General features: G+C 52.9%; 18 protein-coding genes. 13 read left to right on the forward strand and 5 right to left on the reverse strand.

What is annotated here, in order from left to right; genetic code table 11:
• Positions 1 to 9: 9 nt before the first annotated feature.
• The 11 genes from AC6I8A_RS22225 (at position 10) to AC6I8A_RS22275 (ending at position 11,012) form a co-directional block, all read left to right on the forward strand.
• Positions 10 to 1,302 (forward strand): anaerobic sulfatase maturase, encoded by a 1,293-nt coding sequence (locus AC6I8A_RS22225; protein ID WP_497819209.1) that lies wholly within the window; start codon positions 10 to 12, stop codon positions 1,300 to 1,302.
• The gene (locus tag AC6I8A_RS22230; protein ID WP_497819210.1) at positions 1,302 to 2,300 is read left to right on the forward strand and encodes an AAA family ATPase; all 999 of its coding nucleotides are present in this window, start codon (positions 1,302 to 1,304) and stop codon (positions 2,298 to 2,300) included. Before AC6I8A_RS22225 ends, AC6I8A_RS22230 begins: the two co-directional genes overlap by 1 nt.
• The gene (locus tag AC6I8A_RS22235) at positions 2,300 to 3,226 is read left to right on the forward strand and encodes a DUF58 domain-containing protein (protein ID WP_497819345.1); all 927 of its coding nucleotides are present in this window, start codon (positions 2,300 to 2,302) and stop codon (positions 3,224 to 3,226) included. Before AC6I8A_RS22230 ends, AC6I8A_RS22235 begins: the two co-directional genes overlap by 1 nt.
• A complete protein-coding gene (locus AC6I8A_RS22240; protein ID WP_497819211.1) occupies positions 3,207 to 3,644 on the forward strand; it encodes a DUF4381 family protein in 438 nt (145 codons plus the stop codon). Before AC6I8A_RS22235 ends, AC6I8A_RS22240 begins: the two co-directional genes overlap by 20 nt.
• A complete protein-coding gene (locus tag AC6I8A_RS22245) occupies positions 3,637 to 4,614 on the forward strand; it encodes a VWA domain-containing protein (protein WP_497819212.1) in 978 nt (325 codons plus the stop codon). The genes AC6I8A_RS22240 and AC6I8A_RS22245 overlap by 8 nt, the downstream gene beginning before the upstream one ends.
• On the forward strand, positions 4,611 to 6,137 hold the full coding sequence (locus AC6I8A_RS22250; RefSeq protein ID WP_497819213.1) for a vWA domain-containing protein: 1,527 nt from the start codon (positions 4,611 to 4,613) through the stop codon (positions 6,135 to 6,137). Before AC6I8A_RS22245 ends, AC6I8A_RS22250 begins: the two co-directional genes overlap by 4 nt.
• Entirely contained in the window at positions 6,134 to 7,150 is a 1,017-nt protein-coding gene (locus AC6I8A_RS22255) for an oxygen tolerance domain protein (protein WP_497819214.1), read from the forward strand. Before AC6I8A_RS22250 ends, AC6I8A_RS22255 begins: the two co-directional genes overlap by 4 nt.
• Positions 7,150 to 8,163, forward strand: a complete 1,014-nt coding sequence (locus tag AC6I8A_RS22260; protein WP_497819215.1) for an HAD family hydrolase — start codon at positions 7,150 to 7,152, stop codon at positions 8,161 to 8,163. The genes AC6I8A_RS22255 and AC6I8A_RS22260 overlap by 1 nt, the downstream gene beginning before the upstream one ends.
• 49 nt (positions 8,164 to 8,212) lie before the next feature.
• Positions 8,213 to 8,500, forward strand: a complete 288-nt coding sequence (locus AC6I8A_RS22265; RefSeq protein WP_497819216.1) for a YicS family protein — start codon at positions 8,213 to 8,215, stop codon at positions 8,498 to 8,500.
• 28 nt (positions 8,501 to 8,528) lie between these two features.
• Positions 8,529 to 9,332 (forward strand): hypothetical protein, encoded by an 804-nt coding sequence (locus tag AC6I8A_RS22270; RefSeq protein WP_497819217.1) that lies wholly within the window; start codon positions 8,529 to 8,531, stop codon positions 9,330 to 9,332.
• 66 nt (positions 9,333 to 9,398) lie between these two features.
• Complete coding sequence (locus AC6I8A_RS22275) at positions 9,399 to 11,012, forward strand: mechanosensitive ion channel family protein (protein WP_497819218.1); 1,614 nt, start codon at positions 9,399 to 9,401, stop codon at positions 11,010 to 11,012.
• Here AC6I8A_RS22275 and AC6I8A_RS22280 read toward each other — a convergent pair.
• A complete protein-coding gene (locus tag AC6I8A_RS22280; protein WP_497819346.1) occupies positions 11,009 to 12,082 on the reverse strand; it encodes a GGDEF domain-containing protein in 1,074 nt (357 codons plus the stop codon). The two genes, AC6I8A_RS22275 and AC6I8A_RS22280, sit on opposite strands and share 4 nt — an antisense overlap.
• Before the next feature lie 619 nt (positions 12,083 to 12,701).
• On the opposite strand from AC6I8A_RS22280, the gene AC6I8A_RS22285 reads away from it, so the two are divergent.
• Complete coding sequence (locus tag AC6I8A_RS22285; RefSeq protein ID WP_497819219.1) at positions 12,702 to 12,911, forward strand: DUF6434 domain-containing protein; 210 nt, start codon at positions 12,702 to 12,704, stop codon at positions 12,909 to 12,911.
• Positions 12,912 to 13,037: 126 nt separating this feature from the next.
• Here the strand turns inward: AC6I8A_RS22285 and AC6I8A_RS22290 are convergent, their stop codons facing one another.
• From AC6I8A_RS22290 to AC6I8A_RS22305, 4 genes are all read right to left on the reverse strand, one after another.
• On the reverse strand, positions 13,038 to 13,349 hold the full coding sequence (locus AC6I8A_RS22290) for a barstar family protein (RefSeq protein ID WP_497819220.1): 312 nt from the start codon (positions 13,347 to 13,349) through the stop codon (positions 13,038 to 13,040).
• 150 nt (positions 13,350 to 13,499) lie between these two features.
• On the reverse strand, positions 13,500 to 15,212 hold the full coding sequence (locus tag AC6I8A_RS22295) for a DnaT-like ssDNA-binding domain-containing protein (RefSeq protein ID WP_497819221.1): 1,713 nt from the start codon (positions 15,210 to 15,212) through the stop codon (positions 13,500 to 13,502).
• Positions 15,213 to 15,300: 88 nt separating this feature from the next.
• On the reverse strand, positions 15,301 to 15,639 hold the full coding sequence (locus AC6I8A_RS22300) for a hypothetical protein (RefSeq protein ID WP_497819222.1): 339 nt from the start codon (positions 15,637 to 15,639) through the stop codon (positions 15,301 to 15,303).
• 114 nt (positions 15,640 to 15,753) lie between these two features.
• Entirely contained in the window at positions 15,754 to 15,954 is a 201-nt protein-coding gene (locus tag AC6I8A_RS22305) for a helix-turn-helix transcriptional regulator (RefSeq protein WP_091003926.1), read from the reverse strand.
• A 112-nt stretch (positions 15,955 to 16,066) separates the two neighbouring features.
• On the opposite strand from AC6I8A_RS22305, the gene AC6I8A_RS22310 reads away from it, so the two are divergent.
• Positions 16,067 to 16,708 (forward strand): helix-turn-helix domain-containing protein, encoded by a 642-nt coding sequence (locus AC6I8A_RS22310; RefSeq protein WP_101761650.1) that lies wholly within the window; start codon positions 16,067 to 16,069, stop codon positions 16,706 to 16,708.
• Positions 16,709 to 17,064 lie beyond the last annotated feature (356 nt).

Below are 17,064 nucleotides of genomic sequence, written 5' to 3' on the forward strand. Positions count from 1 at the left end.
GAGGCGTTCATGAAATACAGCACAACGTTGCCGGTTAAACCGCTGCCTACGGCGGAAAAATTCAGCGGCAAGGGGCCGGCTTACACCCGCCGATTTCACGTCATGGCAAAGCCGACCGGGTCGCGTTGCAATATCGACTGCAACTACTGCTTTTACCTGCATAAAGAACAGCTTCTGGAACAGGACAGACACAGCGGTATGAGCGATGAGGTGCTGGAGACCTTCATCCGACAATATATAGACAGCCAGGATGGCGAGCAGGTGGTTTTCTCCTGGCAAGGCGGCGAACCGACGCTGATGGGGCTGGAGTACTTTGAAAAAATCGTGGTACTGCAAAAGAAATATCAGAAACCGGGTCAGCGAATTGAAAACGATCTGCAGACCAACGGTATTCTGATTAATGATCACTGGGCGCGCTTTCTGCGTCAGCACAATTTCCTGGTCGGCATTTCGATTGATGGCCCGGCGGAATTGCACGATCGCTACCGCGTGACGCGCAGCGGTAAACCCACATTTGAAAAAGTCATGGCGGGCGTTGCCGCGTTGAAGCGTCATCATGTTCCCTTCAACGCTCTGGTTACCGTCAACCGCACCAACGCGCGCTTCCCGCTTGAGGTTTATCGTTTTCTGACGCGCGAACTGGGTGCCACCTATATCCAGTTCAACCCCTGCGTTGAGCCGGTTGATTTCAAGCAAACGGCACCGCAGTTCTGGCACGACGACACCATCCCGGTAACCGGTTCACGCCGCGCGCGCCCCGGCGACCTCGACTCCATCGTCACCAACTGGTCTGTCGATCCGGATGACTGGGGACGCTTCTTGATTGCGGTGTTCGAAGAGTGGGTGAACAACGATTTAGGCCGCGTGCAGGTCAACCTGTTTGAAACGGCGGTGGCGCAGACCATGGGAATGCCTGCGCAGATATGCATCACCTCCGAGTTCTGCGGCAAAGGCCTGGCAATTGAGAAAAACGGCGACATTTTCTCCTGCGATCACTACGTCTATCCCGAATACAAGCTAGGCAATGTGCAGAGCACCAAACTGGCGCACATGGCCTTTTCCGAGCGGCAAAAAGCCTTTGGTTTAGGTAAGCGCGATACGCTGCCCGCTGCCTGCAAACGCTGTCCTTACCTGAAACTCTGTTATGGCGAATGCCCGAAAAACCGCATCGTCAGGAGCGAAGAAGGCGAGCTGGGCATGAATTATCTCTGCCCCGGCATTAAAGCGTTCTTTAATTATGCGCAGCCGATGCTGGTAGGCATCGCCACGCTGCTGGAGCGTCAGACGGTGGAACCTGCCTAATGGATAATCGTGAAAAGCTGCTGGCGCTGGAAGCCAGTATGAATCAGCAGGTGATTGGTCAGCAGGAGCTGGTGCGGATGCTGATCGTCGCCTTGTTGTGTGACGGACATGTGCTGCTGGAAGGCTTACCGGGTCTGGCGAAAACCCGTGCGGTGCGCGAGCTGGCGCGTCACATCGAAGGCGAATTCCGTCGCATTCAGTTCACACCCGACCTGCTGCCTTCCGACATTACCGGCAGCGAAATTTATCAGCAAAATGCCACACGCGAAGAGGATCAGTTTCGTTTTCGACCCGGTCCGGTGTTCGGCAACATTATCCTGGCTGATGAGATCAACCGTGCCTCAGCCCGCGTGCAGTCGGCGCTGCTGGAGGCGATGGAAGAGCGTCACGTGACCGTTGCGGGTAAAACCTGGCCACTACCGGGAATATTTATGGTACTGGCGACACAAAACCCGGTCGATCAGGAAGGCACCTGGCCGTTACCCGAAGCCCAGCTTGACCGTTTTCTGATGATGGTGATTGTCGATTATCCGTCGAAAGAGAATGAGCAGTTGGTGATGCAGCTGGTGCGTGCTGAGCAGCAGGCAAAATACCAGGCTGCGCAGCATGAAACGCCGCCGCCCCCAGTAACTGAATTGCTGATCAGCCAACAAAACATCGCCGATTGCTGGCGTGAAATTGCCTCCGTATATGTGGCGCCTACGGTAGAACAGTACATCGTCAATCTGGTGGAGATGACGCGTCATCCCGATCAGGTCAGCGATGCCTTTGCGAGTTATATCAGCCTCGGCATCAGCCCGCGCGGCACGCTGGCCCTTGATCGCTGTGGTCGCGCCTGCGCGTGGCTGGATGGTCGTGATGCGGTATTGCCGGAGGATATTCAACGCATCGCACCGGCGGTGCTGCGCCATCGCCTGCTGCTGAGCTATCAGGCCAACGCCGACAACTGCACCGCCGATCAGGCAATCGCCATGCTTCTTAATGCAGTGGTGGCATGATGCCGCAGCCGTTGACGCTGGAAATGGCCGATTTGATGGCGCTGGCAGGTGATGCTCAGCGACTCGATAATCCGCCGGGCCAAATCCCACCCGGCGCGTTAACCGGTGAACGCGTATCCCGCCAGCAGGGACGTGGGCTGAATTTCGACAGCATGCGTCGCTATCAGCCGGGCGATGACGTCAGGTTGATTGACTGGAAAGCCACCGCCCGCCTGCGTACACCGTGGATTCGCCTTTACAATGAGGAACGGGAACGCCCGGTATTTCTCCTCGTGGATCAGCGACTGGAGATGTACTTCGGAACCCGCATGCAGATGAAATCGGTGGCCGCCGGAAACATTGCCGGATTGCTGGCATGGAGAAGCTGGCATGATGGTGATCGATTAGGCTGCGCGATATTGGGCGATGATGAACTGGCCCTGCATCCCTGTCGCGCACCGAAACGCAACCTGATGCAGATCCTCACTGACGTTCAGCGCATCAATGCTCAGCTTCCCGCGCATTATGCGCAACACCCTCGCCAAACCGTCTCTCTGTCAGACGCGCTGCATCGTATCGTCCGCCTGCTGCCTTCCGGCAGCTGGTTGGGGATTATCAGTGATTTTCACGATCTTGATGCGCGCTGTGATGCGGTGCTGGCTCACCTGCGCCGCCGCTGCGAAATTACCGCCTACGTCACGCTGGATGATCTTCATCGCCGCCTGCCGCCGCGCGGCCAACTGGCGGCTTATTACCATGACGTCAGCACCACACTCAATCTCACCTCACAGCTCAGCGATCGGGTTCAGCAAAGCGTTACCGAGCGTCTGTCGCAGCAGCAGCGCCGGTTACAGCGCCTGGGCGTCACGGTAAAAACCGTGGTTACCGGTGAGGCGATTCTGCCGCAGCTACAGCAGGAGGACGCGCATGCTGGAAAAAGGATTTAGCACGCCGGAACTGGCTCATCCCGCGTTGCCTGCCGCCGCCTCATGGTTTCCATTACCGGCAGGCTGGATGGTGCTCGGCGTGATGCTGTTGCTGGCGATGTTGATTGCCGTGCTGATAGGGCTCGCCCGCTTTCGTCGCAATCGATGGCGCCGCGAAGCGAGAAAACAGCTCGGGCAACAGCAGGTCGATGGCTGGATTGCACTGATTAAGCGGGTTCTTCTGGTGCAACACCCGCGCGCGCAGGTCAGCCAGTGGCAATCGCCGGAACAGCTTCTGGCGCAGACACCGCTGGACGAAGAATTGCGCACGCTGATGTGTCGTCGATATTGTCAGCCGGACAATCAGCTGGAAAGCAGTATCAATCAGCGTATTGCCCTGCAGTTACGCCAGTGGCTGGAGACGCTGCCTCATGTCTGAGTTTATTTCGCGCATTGATTTTGCCTGGCCGTGGGCGGGCGTGCTGCTGTTTTTACCGTTGCTGACTCACTATCTGTTTCCTGCAAAGCAGCCGGTGAGTGAACAGGTTCGGGTCCCTTTTTTACCTGAACTGGCTGAAGCCCTGCAACTCTCGGCACCCGCACCGCAAGCCAGCTGGCAACATCGGCTGCTGTTCTGGGCGGTATGGATATTAATGATTACTGCACTTGCCCGGCCGGAATATCTGATGCCGCCAAAAACGCTGATAAAGCCCATGCGCAATATTGTGCTGATTCTCGATGTTTCCGGCTCAATGGAAAAAAACGACGGTGAGAACGGTCAGACGCGCTTGCAAGCGGTTCAGCAAACGGTGCGTACTTTTATCAGCCAGCGCAAAAATGATCGTATCGGTCTGGTTATTTTTGCCAGTCAGGCGTGGCCTTTCGCGCCGATCAGCGAAGATAAGCAGGCACTGCAGTCGCGCATCAGCCAGCTCGCACCGGGCATGGTTGGTCAGCAAACGGCAATAGGCGATGCGCTGGGCGTGGCGGTGAAACTGCTGGACCACAGCCTTGAAGCCGATGCCTCGAAAATGGCGATTCTGCTGACAGATGGCAACGACACCGCTTCTCAACTGCAACCCACGCTCGCCGCACAGCTCGCCGCCGCGCATCACGTTATGGTGCATACCATCGCCTTTGGTGATGTCAACAGCAGCGGTGAGGATAAAGTCGATACGGCGCTGCTGGAAAACATTGCTCATATCACCGGCGGTAACGCGTGGCGCGCCGCCACCAACCGCGATGCGCTGGCGCAGGTCTGGCAGCAAATTGATGCGCAAACGCCGGAACAGGTGAAAACGCTGGGTTTATCCTGGCATCGCCCGCTGTTTATCTGGCCGTTAGCCCTCGCGTTACTTGTGTTACTGCTGTTTGCCATTAGCAGCGCCATGATGAGGCGACGCGCATGAGCGATTTCCACTTCATTTATCCCTGGCGATTACTGGGTTTGCTGCTTTGTCCGCTGCTCTATTTTTTGGCCCAGCGCTCAGGCAGTGCCTGGCATCGTGTGATGGAAAAGCCGTTTGCGGATGCGTTGATCAAAGGTCAGCGCGTGCGGGCGCGACAAGTACTGCCGTGGCTGTTTGCCTTAGGTGTTCTGGCGTTAGCCGGTCCGAGCTGGCAACGCGACTTGCCTGCCGCCTTCACGCCAGAAAACAATGTGATGGTGATCTTGCAGCAGGATCTCAGCATGCTGGCGCAGGATGTGCCGCCTGACCGTCATCAGCGTATGCAGCAGAAAATCGCCGCACTGATGGCGCAACTGCCCGGCAGTCACTTTGGTCTAGTGGTTTACAGTGCAAATGCCTGGCTCACCACGCCACTGACCAATGATGCGGATTTTTATAACCTCTTTCTGACGGCCCAGCAGCCCACGCTGGTACCGCAGGGCGAGGGTTCAGGGCTGCGGCAGGCGGTCGCCCTTGCGCTTAAAAATCTGCCTTCAGCACCTGACGCTCCACGTGCGCTGATACTGGTTGCTGATAGTGTCGCACAGCCGGACGCAGACTGGTTGCGGCAGCAAAATCTGCCGCTGCAGATCTGGGTGGTGGGCACGGCCAACGGCGGCAGGTTGCCGGAAGCGCAGGCATCGCAGGGCATTGATACGCGACTCAACGTCGCGCGCTTCGAGCAAATTCGCGATGGCGGCATTCCGGTGACGCTGGTCTCTGCCGAAGATGATGATCTGCGCGCGGTCAACGGTAACATTCAGCAGAGCGTGACGGCGCAGCAGAACAGCCGACAGGATTTGCAGTGGAAGAACAGCGGCTATCTGCTGGTCATTCCTCTATTGCTGCTGTTACTGCTGTGGCGGCAACAGCTGCTGTGTCTGGTTGTCGTGATGCTGCCGTTATTTATCTGGTCTCCCGGCAGTTCAGCCGCACTGCTGGACGCCTGGGTCCGCCCCGATGTGCAGGGACAATTCGCCTTCAATCACGGTAACTATGATGCCGCCGCCCAGCGTTTTCAGGACCCGTTGCGACGCGGCATCGCCTTCTATTACGCGCAGGATTACGTCCAGGCGCTGGGGGCTTTTCGTCAGGTTCCCGCCACGGCTGAAAGTCTGTTGTGGATCGGCAACTGTTACGCTCAGCAAAAATCCTGGCAGCAGGCGCTGAACAGCTACGACCAGGCACTGAGCTTACGGCCTGAATGGGCAATGGCTCAGGAGAACCGGGCGAAGATTGCCCATATCATCATGCAGTTGCGGCAGAAAGAACGCGACCGGCAGGCCGATCAGCATGAACAAAAGGATGAAGACCCTGACGCCATCAAGCACGATCTCAAACCCGATCAGGGCGTGAACCAGCTGGATATGAAGCCCATCGCGGCCACCGCGCCCTCGGCTGAACAGTGGTACAGCAATCTGACCCTTTCGCCCGGCGGTTTACTGGAGAATCTCTACCGCTCAGCGCCGGCGGAGGCACCATGAAGCGACTTCTGCTTTGTCTGCTGTTGCTACTTAGCCTGCCGGTGCGCGCCGAAATGACCATGACGCGTGAGTTGATTGCCCCGGAACAACTGGTGCCGGGACAGCCGATCACGATTGCTGTGACCTTCTGGACGGACAGCTGGTTTAATCCGCCACCGCAATGGCCGGAAATGGTGATTGAAAACGGCAACCTGCTTAACACGCCGCTGCCCAACCAACTGGTTACGCGCAATAGCGACGGTATCAGCTGGAGCGGCATCCGCATGGAGCGTCAGGTGATGGCGTGGGATCAGGGCACGCTTCGATTTCCTGCCGCAGATGTGGTGATGCGTTCAGCGAATCAGCCGCCAAAAACGGTGTCGCTGCCGGTCCTGCAGAAGTCGGTCAACTGGCCTGCCGATGTGCGTCAGCCGGACCGTTTTTTACCCGCCAGCACTCTTGAACTCTCGCAGCAATGGCAACTTTACCGCGCAACAGAAGATAAGCAGTTACATGTTGGTGACGTGATTGAGCGTGTGGTGACATTGCGCGCCACCGATGTGATTGCTGTGCAAATCCCGCAGCTGCTGTATGCCATTCCCGGTTCCGGTGCGCAACGTTTGCCGCCGGTCAATAGCAACCTGACACAAGGGCGGGATGAGATTGTCGGCGCTCAGCGTGAAGAACGGCTGCGTTATCTGCCTTCTCAGTCTGGCGAACTGGTGATCCCGCCTTTGCTTTTACGTTGGTGGGATACGCGCCAGCATCAGTGGCAACTGGCCGAATTACCCGGTGCGCATTACACCATTGCGGCAGCGCGTACAGCTGGCAGTGAACAGACGCTGAAAGCTCGCGCCCCGACGCACTGGAAGCCGTTGTTGGCGGGATCGGCGATGGTGCTGGCGCTGCTTCTTCTGGGCTTCTTTTTCCGACGCACTCTTAGCCATAGCCTGCAACGGCTACTTCATCGCGCGCGCGAATACTGGCGGATCGTCCCGCTGCCTGACCTCATTCCGACCAAAAGGAAAAGATGATGAAATTAAAACCCCTGCTGGCATTGCTGATTACTGCTCATCTTGGTTCGGCTTTTGCGGCAGACGATCCGCTCAGTAGCTGGAATGAGGGTCACGCCAAACAGGCTATTGAGACGTGGGTGAACGAAACCACCACAGCGAATAGCAAAGACTTCATTCCTGTAAGCCAGCGTTATGTGGTGTTTGATAATGACGGCACATTGTGGCCGGAAGCGCCGCTGACGTTTCAGCTGCAATTCGTTATTGATGAAATTAAACGCCTCGCCCCACAGCATCCGGAATGGAAAAGCGATGCATTGGTGCAGGCAGTGATTAACGACGATATGAAAGCTGTGGCGCAGGCTGGCAAAAAGGGGCTGATGCAGCTGATGGCGCTGACGCACAGCGGCATGACGACGGAGGAATTTAACCAACGGGTCAGCAACTGGGTCGATAGCCACCGGCATACACGTGTCGGCTGTCGCTATGATCAGCTGGGCTATCAGCCGATGCGCCAGCTTCTCGATTATCTGCGAGCTAACGGCTTCAAAACATGGATTGTGTCCGGCGGCGGCATCGATTTTATGCGCGTGCTGGCCGAAAAAATGTACGGCATCCCGCCTGAACAGGTGGTCGGCTCCTTTTCGCTGAGTGAGTTCTCTCTGACTGACAACGGTACGCAATTGCGTAAAACCATGAACGGCGCGTTTTACGATGACGAAGCGATGAAACCGGTCGCCATCCACCTGTTCATGGGTCGGCGTCCGGTCGGTGCCTTCGGTAACAGCGACGGCGATGTGCCGATGCTCCAATACACCTCCGCCAATCCGACGTACAAATCCTTTGGTTTACTGGTTCATCACACCGATGCTGCGCGTGAATATGCCTACGACGCGCATCCGCCCGCCAGTGGCAAACTTATTAGCGGGCTCAAACTGGCACCGCAAAAAGGTTGGGTCATCGTCGATATGAAGAAAGAGTGGAAAACGGTGTTTGACCCTGCGCAGTGTGCCGCGACTCAAGGCAATCAGTGAGTGGCTTAGCCGGAATACTAATTATGGCCGAAACAGGCCGGGAGGAAATATGAAATACCTTATACCCATCGTTTTGACGCTGTTGATGTCACCTATGGCCGCCCAGGCTAACTCGGCCTATGAAAATCTGGCCTTTGCACTGAGGCAGCAGAAAATTACCGATGACCTGCGCCACAAGTGTCAGATACCGACGACGGTATCCGATGAACAATTACGCACTCACTTTCTGGACAGCACCCATGATAACTCTGCCGTGCTGTCAGCCGTGAAAGCGCTGAGCGAAAACAACCCACAGCGGTATCAGACCTTCCTGAGCCAGGTCAAATGCCCGGATTGACTATTTACTGGCTGGCCGGAGAGTAGCAATGACACGAAATAATGGGATTGTATGGAGCGGGTCTCTCTGGCTGCTGATTTTAAGTCAGTCGGCTTATAGTGCTGAAGTTAATGATAATCGCGACAAACTTGATGATGATCCAACAAAGGTAACCACTAAAGTTGGCGTTTCATGGTCAGATACCTATGACATGGACGACAGCAATCTCTCTTTCTCGGGTTCAGTCGCATTGGATCAGGCAAAAAAACTGAACGCGCGCGTTAACAGTGATGCCAGCGAGTGGCGTGTGGGCGGGTCATGGCTGTTTCCAGTAGGCATCGTTAACTTTAATTTTGGTAGAAACCAATATACCAATGGTGCCACCCAGACTAACTATTCCGTCGGAACCTTTGTCCCTCTCAGTTATTTTGGCTTCGCGCCAGCCGGTTTCCAGATATTCCCCATGGCTGGATATACCTACAACACCGGTGAGATAACTGGCTGCAGCACCGGAAATCCAGCAGATTGTAAAGCGCCTCAGTTCGCTGATGGTATTCCCTCCGAATATGGGTTCAGCACCATCACCACTTCCGGCAGCAGCGGCTATCTGGGCGCCTTTACCCTCCGCCCGCTTAGTTCTGAACTTACAATGATTGGCTTTGCGGCAGGCTCTTATGGGTCAAAAAATGAGGAAGGTGAAAATTACCGGGGCTATTTTGGCGGGATCGGAGCAGGTTACAAATTTGATAAACACAGTTCAGTTAACCTTCTGACGTTCATTATGGACAACAACACCTATCTGGACGATCCCGACAAACGCTTTCTGATTTCGTATACCTGGCAATTTCAATAATACGCATTGATGGCTGCCTTACGGATGGATTTACCGCCAGGCAATGTACGACTTCTGGAGGCAAAAATGATTAAAGCGGTGATGTGTCTGTGCGGTTTCCTGCTGCTCCTCACTTTCCAAAACGCACTGGGCGCGGAGCCGCGTCAGGCGCCTTCGGCACAGGAAAAAGCGCGGACGTTGTATCTGCTTAATCAGCCTGTGGTGATGCTGCAGGCAAAGTTTGGCCTGACCACGCCAGAGGAGCGCGTCCAGCGCATCGTGACGATATTGCGTACGCTTGATGATAATGACCTTGCTCAACCGGTAATGATGCACACATTGACGCGCTACCAACAGTCAGCTGTGCTTTTTTCCGTCAACGGCAAACCTTTTATGTTACTGGCGCAGGGCGATCTGGATGAAGGGGACGATCTGACGCTGGAACAGGCCGCAGAGCGCCTCCGGTTCCGTCTGGACACGCTGAGGCAATCATTGTCTGAGCAGTACTCATCGCAATATCTATTGCTCTCTGCGGGTAAAAGCCTTGTGGGTGCGCTACTGCTGATCGCGTTTATCCTGTTTGCCCTGCGCTCTTATGCCTGGCTGAAGCGGATATATGACGCAAGACGTGCTCAGCGGAAAAGTTTCCCGGGTGCACTGCGCACTTTTCTTGGTCCCATTGAGGTACGGCTGTATGCCATTGTACTTACCGTGGCCTTCCTCGTGGCATTTTACATCTGGGTCAGTTGGGTGTTGCGGCTCTTTCCCTGGACGCGGATTTGGGGCATGGAGCTGGGGGGTTATGCGGTAGGGCTGCTGCAACATCTCGGGCTGGCAATCTTTTCGGCGCTGCCGGGTATGCTGATTGTTGTCGTCATCTTCCTGATTACGGGGCTGGTGACGCGATTGCTCCGGCTGGTGCTAAAACGCGTTGAGACCGGGCAGTTACACCTGCCGGGCCTGCATCCGGATACCGTTGGCGTCACCCGGAAACTCATCAGCGTTGTCATCTGGTTATTCGCCTTATCGGCGGCGTATCCATTTTTACCCGGCGCTAATTCGCTCGCATTCAAAGGGATTAGCGTTTTCTTCGGACTGATGCTGACACTGGGCTCGGCAGGCGTAATGAACCATGCCATGAGCGGCCTGGTGCTGACCTATTCCCGCGCGCTGCGAAAAGGCGAAGTGATCAGGATTGCCGAGCATGAAGGCGTCGTCAGCGAGGTGGGCATGCTGGCAACGAAAATTCTGACCCGCGAGAATTACGAGGTGACGGTTCCCAACGCGGTGGTCGTCAGCGGCAGAATCGTAAACCTGAGCGCCACATTGAAAGGCGACGGCGTCAATATGACGACCAGCGTCACCATTGGTTATGACACGCCCTGGCGTCAGGTTGAAGCGATGCTGGAGCTGGCCGCCAGTCGCACACAAGGAGTTAACCGCAGCATTACCCCAGTGGTCCGCCAGCTGGCGCTGCAGGACTGGTATGTGGCTTATGAACTTCAGGTCCGGCTTCAGGCGGGAGAATCGCTGGCCGGGGTAAGAAGTATTCTTCACGGACATATACAGGATGTGTTCAATGAATTCGGCGTGCAGATCATGTCGCCTAACTTCATCAGTCAGCCGGATCAGCCAGTGATTGTGACAAAGTCAAACTGGTTTTCGCCTCCTGCGAACAAGGATGTCCGCGATGAAGGTTAAGCCGGTTTTTGCTTTACCCACCGATTTCGTCCCTGCTGTTTTGCCCGGTAGAGTGCTTCATCAGCGCGGGCAATAATGCCGGCCGCGCTATCACTACTGCCGGAAACCGCGATGCCCATGCTCACGGTTACCGTTTTGCTGACCTCGGATGCGAGATGCGCCAGCGCTGTTTCATGCAGGCTTGCCTGGATACGTTCTGCAATCAGAGCGGCTTCGTCGAGTGAGGCCGCTGGCAGCACCACCACAAACTCTTCCCCTCCGTAACGCGCAACCAAATCTGCGGGCGTACGAACCGACGATTTTAACACGTCGGCGACTTTTGCAAGACAATCATCCCCAGCCTGATGGCCGTAATGGTCGTTGAAGCGTTTGAAATAGTCCACATCGAGCATGATAAGTGCAAAAGGCAAAGCCTGATCTATAGCGCCATTCAGAAAGTTTTCCATGGATCGCCGGTTTGCTGTTCCGGTCAGAGCATCCTGGTGCGCCATAACATCAAGCCGCGCGATGAGCATCCTGTTCTCCTGATAACGCCGCCAGGCTTCATCAAACCAGCGCTGCAGGATATAGCGGCCATATATGAGAATGGTGGTGAGGATGAGCCAGACCAGCAAGAATCGCACGCTAATGCCCTGATTAAGTTGCATACTTGCCAGCAGAGCGGTTAACCATAACGGGGTGAGGAAGAGCAAAAGAGCCGTTGGGTGATAATAGAGCGCGGCCAGGGCGGTGAGCATAAGAATCACACTGAGGGGCCAGGCAAAGGGCAAGTGCCACCAGACGAGAAAATGATAGCTACAGTAGCTCCACATCAAACTGAGAATCATCAGCAAACAAAGGCTTACAGTAGTAAATCTGGCGGGAAGACGGTAGACCAACAAGGCCAGTAAGCAGGATAAAGCAATGATGCTGACTGCAATGCCATTAATCAGAGGAAGTATTTCTGACTGATTGCTGATTGAACGGTCAAAACCGCTGATGAGAACATTGCGAAAAAAAATTATCAAAGCAAAGCTGACGTTCACAAACGTGAACCAGGGAATACTGATGTGTAGCGCTTGCCTGACCATAACATTACGGTCCTGCCATTCTATCGCCGTATCAAAAGCGCGTCGTTGAACGCCAGAACGCTTATCCATCCCTGAATGCCTCACAGATGAGTAAATACTATTCATTGTAATACAGTGAAAAAATTCAGGTTGAAATGCCAGTCTGATAAATCAGAATTAAATTCAAGGAGATAAATGCAAGGCCCAAATTTTTTATAGTTTGACGTTGCCACAGCTATCCAATGATAAACGGAACAGGCTGTATGGTCAGGATCATATCTGGTACCAAGAGACATCCGGCACTTCACTCTTCAGTTTAAAAGTCTATATGAATTAATGTTCATCATCCCCTGACCCCTTCAGGTATCGCATAATCGGCACTGGACACGATAGTGATATCCCGACGTGAAGTTCGGGTCTTAACCGAAAGCCGAAGCCCCTTCGAGATAAAGCAGCCAAGATGGCTCTCCCATGGCTTCGGGGTGTGCTGCGCGCCCTCTTGCTTGCTACAACAAGCTAATATTGACGCGCTGGCCATAACAAAATTCGAAACTTCAGCTAAGTGCTTGAAGCGGGCATTTCAAAGTCAGCGTGTTAAATTTGAACACCGCTATCGTTTGTTTAAAACTTGAGTCAACAAGTGAAAATCGATTGGCATAGTTCTTCATTAACACGTTTGACAATGGTGGATAAAGATTACAAAAACACACAAAACGTTCGCCGTTTCATGGTGGATGAGTGTGGTGCAGACTTCCGCTTTGATCGCGAGTTTATGGCCTGGATAAGAAATGATGTACCAAAAAATTTGGGTGATGTAATTGATGAATGGAGACGCAAACATTCACTCTAAAGCAGGAGCGGCCTGTCTTTGCTGCCACAGAGGAACGCTTCGGGCCGATCAGTGCCAAAAGCAGACATTGTGAAGCCCGTCTTGTATTGGCTAATGCGGAGCAGACCAAAGCCCTGTTAGCGCGGGCTATTTCAATTCATAATCGAATTTTTCTTCCCAATTGAAATTCAGATCTTGCAGTTTTACCCTTTCAAAAACCTCGATTATTTTGTCGAAATAATTGCCAAAACCCACCTTGGATAGCTCGGAATTTAACCATATTATTTTTACTGGCCTTTCAATATCAGTGCTAAGGCGGTCCCATAATGCATCAAGATTTTTGCCATAGTAGGGTCCAAAGTTTAAAGATAAAGAAATAATAGAATGAAATTCTTTTTCAGATAGGACGCATGCTCCATCCAAATAAAATTCATTAACTCTCATTTTCTGTTCACTCACTTTAACTTTCTACCTGTAAATCAACTCACGAAAATACAAAAGATGTCAACCTTAACGGTTTTCACAATTGTCAACTTCCGCAATTCGCTCTTAGCAGCTCTCCAGGTTCCCATGTTCACTAAGGGATCTGTTTTAATCATGGCTGTCTGATCATCCCCCATGAAACCCATGCGGGATGGCGTAATCCATGCTGGTTGGAATTGTAAAGTCCTGACGGCCTGAAGCGCGCTTAGCCGCCCGCTTACGCCCCTTGCCTATAAACCGTGCCAGCTTCGTCTCCCACTGCTTCTGCGTGTGTTCTGCGCCCTCTTCCATCCAGTAATTTACAAACTCGCTCAGCTCATAGATCGATGCGTCAGAATCAAGGTCGATGCCAATATGCCGGGCATGTTTGAGAAACTGGCTTGAGGTTGTCCAGTGTGGGTCAAGCCTGAATTTAGCCTGCTCAGTTGATTGTGCATTGCCTCCACCCGTTGAGCCACATGCGGCACGCTTGCGAGTGACACAGGTGGCGGAGTTTCCGGTTCTCAGGATTGTCACGCTCTGGGTCACGTTGCGCATGGCGTCGAAGGCACAACCGCTGGGCAGGGTTTTATGTGGGGAGGACTTGCTCACCCAGGGGGCTGGAAAGTCAGTCAGCCAATCAGGGGTCAACGCGATTTTGCTGTTGGGGTCGAAGTTATCCACAGGCCATGAAATTTTCTCGCGCGCGATGTGTGTTGTTTTAGATTTTGATTTTAAGGTTTTAGATCTTAAAAAACTAAAACGGGTGTGCGCGCGCGAAGGTATAACACGCGTGAGCCCGCCAGGAACGTTTCGCGTTACGACAGAATTGCCGGGCGTGACGCTGCCGGTGACACTCTGCGTTACGCCAGAATCACCGGGCGTTACGCTGTCCGTGACGCTCTGCGTTACGCCAGAATCACCGGGCGTTACGCTGTTGGTGACGCTCTGAGTGATGCCAGAATTACCAGGCGTTACGCTGTCGGTGACGCTTTGCGTTACGCCAGAATCACCGGGCGTTACGCTGTCCGTGACGCTCTGCGTTACGCCAGAATCACCGGGCGTTACGCTGTTGGTGACGCTCTGAGTGATGCCAGAATTACCAGGCGTTACGCTGTCGGTGACGCTTTGCGTTACGCCAGAATCAGCTGGCGTGACGCTGCCGGTGACGCTCTGCGTTACGCCGGGCTTATCGCATGAAACACTGATCGATATGTCTGATGCCCAGGATGGCCGGCCATGCTTATCAGTTGTTTTATGTTGGGGGTAGCAGTAACCAACGTGCGTTGTTTTGCCATCGACAGTGATTGACCCTAACTTCAGCAGCCTTCCCTCCTCGTCATAAACCTCATCATGCTTTATGACGACAGTCTGATTTTTAAAACGTGAGCTATTAGCAAGTTCAGCAGCAGCCCGCCTTCCCTCAACTATCCAGTTCCTGACCTTAAGCCTCATACGGTAGCGCTGCTGCCTCAATGCAGCCTGAGATTTTTTGCCTTCAATCTTTTGTTGCTCCCCTTTCATTTCCGGAAGCAACAGGCAGTTTCTCCGCTTGTCATACTCAACCCAACCTACTTTCTGCATTGCCTGACCGAAACCGGGATGGTTCACGACAGCATCGATGTATGAGAGATCAGCATCAGGAATCACACCCTTTCGGGCATGATGTTTCGCAACAGACCAGAACTTAAGCAGACCAGCCACAGTGATATCGCGCTTATCACGAATACTGCCCTCCTGCTTTGCACGGTGACTACCCTCACCTACTGAGCGAGGGGAAATCAGTAGATGCTGTGCCATCAAATGCACTTTGGGATGGGATGAGAGAACTTCTGGCGACTTCATTTTTTTGGCGAACATTTCCTGGCCCTTAACTCAAATCGCAGCCGTTTACTTGCACGGCTGCTGCTGACATAATTGGAATGGTTTCTGACGAAACTGTACTGCACTAAACCCCGGTACTGTTCGCGCAGTCCGGGGTTTTCTCTTTTGTGCGCTCCAGTTCGTACTCGGCAAACTGTATGGCCACGGTGAGAAGCCATCGATACTGTTCCAGTGGCACTTTCATCTCTCCCCTCAACACGAAATCCTCCACCCCACTTGCTGCCAGCGTTTCCATGATTTCAGGGTATTTCTCTGTTCGTCTCAGCACTGTTGAATCGGCTACGTTAAGTCGTTTAGCAACTTCAGTTTGCCGTGTATGCAATAACGCTTTATGGGCTAAAGAGAGAAGATGACGGCCATTCACACTCAGTCCATCTGATTTGCGTGCATTTGCTCTTTCCATTGGATAATTTCCTAAAAATGGTCGAAACAGCGTTTCCGGGCAAAGAACTTCGGAGACGCTGCTGATGATTAGTGACAATTAATCTTCGAGTAAGGCTTTGTTTAAAATCATTTTTTATGGAGGGAATACCTCATCTATAGTAAGTGTATGACCGAGCGTTTCCAGCCCCTTGAGGATCAGACGGCAGCTGGCCAGGCTTGGGGTTCGGATGTTGCTTTCGTAATTGGCAATACGAGATGGCCCCCAGCCAATTGACTTCGCCAGCACTGCCTGAGAGATGCCTATTTTTTTTCGAATCAAAGCTAAATTGTTCATAAAGCCTCCAGTGTAATCACATATTAACTATCACAATTTGTGATCTAATTTCAACCACGGTGTGAGGCTGCTATACTCACGGCATGTGTAATTCCGTAAATTGAGATATGAAATGTCTAACGATATTGGGGAAAGAATAAGGGCGCTCAGAGAGTCAAAAAGGCTGAGCCAGGCTCAGTTAGCGAAACAGTGCGGCTGGGTTACAGCATCAAGATTAGGCAATTACGAGATTGGTTCACGAAAAGTGAATGCTGATGACGCGGCACTACTGGCTTTGGCTTTAGGGGTGACTCCAGCATTTATTCTGTTCGGCGATGATTCAAGTACAGTTTACAAGCAACACGAATATCCACTACTCACTAAAGACCAACTAATAAGTCAGGAGCGCGGATATCCAATCGCTTTTGACAGTAATACTAAGTTTTACTCCTCCACAACACGGGCAAGTAAAAAATCCTTTTGGTTTCAGGTTCCAGGGCATTCAATGACTTCCCCCTATGGAGTTAAACCCAGTTTTCCAGAGGGCATACTTGTTTTAGTTGATCCTGAAGCACCTATCGAGTCCGGCCACTACTGCGTAAGTATCGTGTATGACAAAACGGAAGTTACTTTCAAAAAGTTTGTTACAGAGGATGGTAAGCAGTGGCTCGAGCCTATGAATACTACAGCGAGATATCAAAGCATCGAAATTGATGAAAATTGTCGCATTCTCGGTAAGGTTGTAAAAGCACAATGGGATGATGAATTTTTTTAAGCCTTGCCAATAATCTTATCTTCCATCTTAAACTCACCTCCTTCGAAGCTCTTCCCCTCATGCTCATAAAGCCCAAACTGCGGGTTTATGAGCATAAAAGATCACATTAAATTCAATAACAAAACGAGACCTTCAAAAAATATCACACAATACGTGTTGACACCTGATGCCACATCGTGTGATCTTTGAATTAGTGGAACGGAAACCCTCGAACTAATGCTCTACGAGTTAGTTTGGACGGCACAATAAAGTCGGGCGGGAGGAGCACAGGAGTGCGATATCCCGAAGTGGCAAGACCCAACCTACTCGCAACAAACGAGATGGCGCTAACCAGTGCCATGTCATTTGTTGGAGAA

It is taken from the genome of Pantoea sp. X-Soil-ISGK-275, from assembly GCF_059730795.1.